Annotated in this window: 6 protein-coding genes; 1 reads left to right on the plus strand and 5 read right to left on the minus strand. The window is 70.1% G+C overall.

Annotated elements, in window-relative coordinates; genetic code table 11:
- On the plus strand, window positions 1–746 hold a 746-nt coding region (locus tag VI078_00145; protein HEY5997696.1), incomplete at its 5' end, for a DUF3047 domain-containing protein.
- On the opposite strand, the gene VI078_00150 is transcribed toward VI078_00145, so the two are convergent.
- From VI078_00150 to VI078_00170, 5 genes are all read right to left on the minus strand, one after another.
- Window positions 743–1,183, minus strand: a complete 441-nt coding sequence (locus VI078_00150; protein ID HEY5997697.1) for a CBS domain-containing protein — start codon at window positions 1,181–1,183, stop codon at window positions 743–745. The two genes, VI078_00145 and VI078_00150, sit on opposite strands and share 4 nt — an antisense overlap.
- Window positions 1,184–1,434: 251 nt before the next feature.
- Complete coding sequence (locus VI078_00155; GenBank protein HEY5997698.1) at window positions 1,435–1,941, minus strand: hypothetical protein; 507 nt, start codon at window positions 1,939–1,941, stop codon at window positions 1,435–1,437.
- A 58-nt stretch (window positions 1,942–1,999) separates the two neighbouring features.
- Entirely contained in the window at window positions 2,000–2,326 is a 327-nt protein-coding gene (locus tag VI078_00160) for a pyrimidine/purine nucleoside phosphorylase (GenBank protein HEY5997699.1), read from the minus strand.
- Between the two features lie 23 nt (window positions 2,327–2,349).
- Window positions 2,350–3,756, minus strand: a complete 1,407-nt coding sequence (thrC, locus tag VI078_00165) for a threonine synthase (GenBank protein ID HEY5997700.1) — start codon at window positions 3,754–3,756, stop codon at window positions 2,350–2,352.
- Between the two features lie 83 nt (window positions 3,757–3,839).
- Window positions 3,840–4,254 (minus strand): phosphoribosyltransferase family protein (locus tag VI078_00170; protein HEY5997701.1); only part of this gene is annotated, 415 nt, incomplete at its 5' end.

A 4,254-nucleotide genomic window follows, 5' to 3' on the forward strand; every position in this document is an offset into this window, starting at 1 on the left:
GGGGGCGATGCGTGACCGGCGCGCGGCGCCTGGCCGGGGCGCTCGCCGCGCTGGCGCTCGCCCTCGGGGCCACGGCCGCGCCGGCCGCGGACGCTGACGTCCTGCTGCGGGAGGAATTCACGAGCCTCGACGCCTGGCGGCCGCTGACGTTCCCGAAGATCGCGCGCCACTCGACGTACACCATCGCCACCGGTCCGGGGTCCGGGACCTGGCTGCGGGCCGAGAGCGACTGCTCGGCGTCGGGCATCGTCTGGAACGCGCAGTACGACGTCCGCGCGTACCCGCGGCTGCGCTGGCGTTGGCGCATCGAGAACGTCTACGCGAAGGGCGACGTCACCACGAAGAGCGGCGACGACTACCCGATCCGGCTCTACGTCCTGTTCCCGTACGACCCGTCTGCGGCGTCGGCCGGGCGGCGCCTGAAGTACGCCCTGGCGAAGGCGGTCTACGGGGAGTACCCGCCGGACAGCGGGATCAGCTACGTCTGGGAGAGCCGGGAGGGCGCGGCGGAATGGGTCCCAAGCCCCTACACCGGCTCGGTCGCGATGTTCCTCAACGAGAAGGGCCCGGCGCGCGCCGGCCAGTGGATCGAGGAGGAGGCGGACGTGCTCGCCGACTACCGCAAGGCCTTCGGCAAGGACCCGCCGCGGACGGCGAGCCTTGCCGTGATGAACGACTCCGACAACACCTGCGAGAGGTCCGTCTCCTTCGTGGACTGGATCGAGATCTCCCGCCCCGCCCCCTAGGCCGGGTAGGCGCCGCTGATGTAGGCCTCGATCTTCCCGAGGCGCGCCTCCTGGTCGGCGAGCAGCGCCTTGACGAGGTCGCCGATCGAGACGATGCCGACGAGCATGCCGTCGGAGACCACGGGGAGGTGGCGCAGGCAGCGGCCGGTCATGACCGCCATGCACTCGGCGATGCTCGTCCCGGTCGAGACGGTGATCGCCGGCGCGCCCATGATCTCCTCGACCACGGTCTCCCGCGAGGCCTTGCCGATGAGGATCACCTTGCGGGCGTAGTCGCGCTCGGAGAGGACGCCGACCACCCGTCCGCCGTCGACGACGACCAGCGCACCGACGTTCTTCTCCGCCATCTGGCTGAGCGCGTCGTAGACCGAATCCCTGGGCCCGACGGTCAGGACCTCGCGCCGGCGCTTCTGCACGAGGACGTCGCGCACCAGCATCGACCCCGAGTCGCACTTCGGAAGGTACGACGCGATGTCGTCGATCTCTCTTTCCTGCCGTGAAGCCTCGCCCATTTGTCCCTCCTTATCGAGCCGGATTGAAGTCTTTTCGTTCCCTACCAGCCAACATAACAATGGGGGAGAATTTGGCAAGTGAAAATTTCACAAGTGAAATGATGAACAGGTCGGCCGCGGGAAAACCCCTTGGACGGGGCCTCCCGCGGCCGGGAAGGATGGGCGCTTTCGAAGCGCTACTTCGCCTGGTGCAGCTCCATTCCGCACTTGCAGGTGCCGGGCTTGTCCGAGACCGTGGCGCAGCCGCAGGCGCCGGCGCAGTTGCAGAAATAGAGGCCGGTGCCCTTGAGGTCGATCTTCTTCACCGCCTTGCCGCAGCCGCACTTGCTGTGGTCCTTGGGGTCGATCTTGCAGGTGCAGTCCGGCCCGCAGGGACAGACCAGCGCGGTGCTGCCCTCGATGAACAGCACGTGCCCCCCGGCCATCTCTTTGCCGCAGCCGCACTTGCCGGGCTTGGTCGCAACGGCGTTGCACTTGCACTCCGGGCCGCAGTTGCACCAGTAGATGACGCTCGACTGCTGGGGCGCCTTCTCCGCGCCGGCGGGCGCTCCCTGCGGGCAGTTCGGGCACGGCGGGCACGGCCCCTTGCCCTCCTCGCAGGGATGGTGCTTCCCCCCGTGGGCGCAGGCGCCGACGACGAGCGCGGCGGCGATCGCGACGAACAGCATGACGGCTCTCTTCAAGATGCTTCCCTCCCCTGTGGCGGTTTGCCTGCACGGCGGGCGGCGGCGCCCGCGCCTCTTAACCGAAGGAACAGACGTACTCCGCGACGCCGGCCTCGACGGCGATGTCGAAGGCCGAATTGCCGGGCACCGCGAACGCGGCCCCGGCGCCGTACTCGCGCCAGGCGCTCTCGCCCTTGAGGCGCGCGCGGCAGGCGCCGGCGACGATCGCCATCACCTCCGGGGCGCCGGTGGTGAAGGTGTACGAGCCGGGGTAGATCAGCCCGATCGTCTTCTTCGAGCCGTCGGGGAAGAGCACCGTGTGGCTCACGACCTTCCCGTCGAAGTAGACGTTGGCCTTGGTGACGACGGCGACGCCGTCGAACCGCTCGGGTGCGCTGGTCATCCGCGCTCCTCCTTTCGCGGGCGCTACGCCCGCCGGGACAGGTTCAGGTACTCGGCAATCGCGTCCGCCGATGCCGGCAGGTCGACCGGCCGGTTCTGCAGCTGGGGCCGCGGCGTCACCTCGTAGTCCGCCGGCAGGCTCCCGTCGAAGTACTTCTGCTGGAAGTCCGCGAACTTGAGGTGGTGCGCCGTCGAGTCGACCACGACGCGCATCCCGGGCTCGACCACCTTCGCGCGCAGCGCCGCCGCGAGGCCCGCGACGCCCTCGCCGCCCTGCGTGCAGATCACGTGGCCGTGGCGGTTCGCGGTGAGCATGGCGTCCATGATCTCCTGCTCCGTGACCTCGACGGCCACGAAGCGCTCACGGAAGTGCTCCTCCACCAGCCGGCGCACCTTCGGGAAGGAGACCGGGTTGCCGATCATCGCGGCCTGGGCGACGCTCGAGCGCACCTTCACCGGCGCGTAGCTGCCGCTGCTCCGCCAGAGGTACACCGGGTTCGCGTGCCGGCTCTGCACGCCGACGACCAGCGGCAGCGCCGGGATCATGCCGAGGCGCAGCAGGTCGAGGAAGCCCTCCATCACCGCGGTGACGTTGCCGGCGTTGCCGATCGGCACCACCACCGCGAGGTCCTCCGTCCGCCAGTCCGCGTCGAGGGCGACCTCGTACGCGTAGGACTTCTGGCCGTTGATGCGCACCGGGTTCTTCGAGTTGAGGAGGAAGACCTGGTAGTCGCGCGAGAGCTCCTCGACGATGCGCATGCAGTCGTCGAAGACGCCGGGGACCTGGATCACGGTCGCGCCGCTTCCCAGCGGCTGCGAGAGTTGCTGCGGTGTGACCTTGCCGGCGGGCAGCAGCACGACGGACTTCACCGCGCCCTCGGGCAGGTACGCCAGATACAGTGCCGCCGCGGCCGAGGTGTCGCCCGTGGAGGCGCAGATGCCGAGCACGTCGCGCGCGCCCCAGCGCCGGATCGCGTGGTTGAGGTACGAGATCGCCGAGGCCATGCCGCGGTCCTTGAAGGAGGCCGACGGGTTGAGCCCGTCGTACTTGATGGAGAACGGCGCGCCGACCGCCGCGGCGAGGTCCGCGTTGGCCGGGATCACCGGCGTGTGCCCCTCGCCGAGCCAGATGACGTCCTCCGGGGGCACGACCGGGAGGATCAGCTCGTGGAAGCGGAAGATCCCCTTGAGCGACTGCGGCTCGCGTGCCAGCGCGCGGTAGGCGAACAATCGCTGCCAGAAGGCGCCGCCCTTCGCCTTGAGGGCGTCGAACGCGAGGTCGCGCAGCGAGAGCAGCCCGCCGCAGCGCGGGCAGGTGTACGCGAACTTCTCGATGGGGTGGCGCGCGTCGCACGAGACGCACTCGTAGACGACCTCGCCCCGGTAGGTCGGGACGAGGGCGCCGCGGATGTCCTCGGGAAACTCGATCATGGGCGCATCCTCCTCTGCCGGGCAGCGCAGGTCACCCCGCGCGCACGCCGAGGGTACCACGGAACGCCGCCGCGCGGGCGCGCTCAGGGCCCGGTGGGTGCGGTCTCCTGGTCCGGGAGCGCCGCCAGGTGCGGGAGGTTGCGCCAGCGCTCGCGCTGGTCCAGGCCGTAGCCGACCAGGAACCGGTCGGGGACCTCGAAGCCGACGTAGCGCAACGGCAACTTCGTCAGGCGCCGGACGCGCCGGTCGAGCAGCGCGCAGACCGCAAGACTCGCGGGGTCGCGCGCGCCGAGGTTCTTCACGAGGTAGCCGAGCGTGAGGCCGGTGTCCACGATGTCCTCCACGACGAGCACGTCGCGGCCGGTGACCGCGATGTCGAGGTCCTTCTCGATGCGCACCGCGCCGCCGCGGCGGCCGGCGCCGTAGCGGGTGATCGCCATGAAGTCGACGTTGACCGGCACCGTGATCTGTCGCGCCAGGTCCGCGAGGAAGACGAAC

It is taken from the genome of bacterium (assembly GCA_036524115.1).
Lineage (GTDB): Bacteria > JAUVQV01 > JAUVQV01 > JAUVQV01 > DATDCY01 > DATDCY01.

Excerpts from the sequence above, each read along its gene's own strand:
- VI078_00150 (HEY5997697.1), bottom strand. The coding sequence starts at position 1,183 with ATGCTGGTGCGCGACGTCCTCGTGCAGAAGCGCCGGCGCGAGGTCCTG.
- VI078_00160 (HEY5997699.1), bottom strand. The coding sequence starts at position 2,326 with ATGACCAGCGCACCCGAGCGGTTCGACGGCGTCGCCGTCGTCACCAAG.
- thrC (HEY5997700.1), bottom strand. The coding sequence starts at position 3,756 with ATGATCGAGTTTCCCGAGGACATCCGCGGCGCCCTCGTCCCGACCTAC.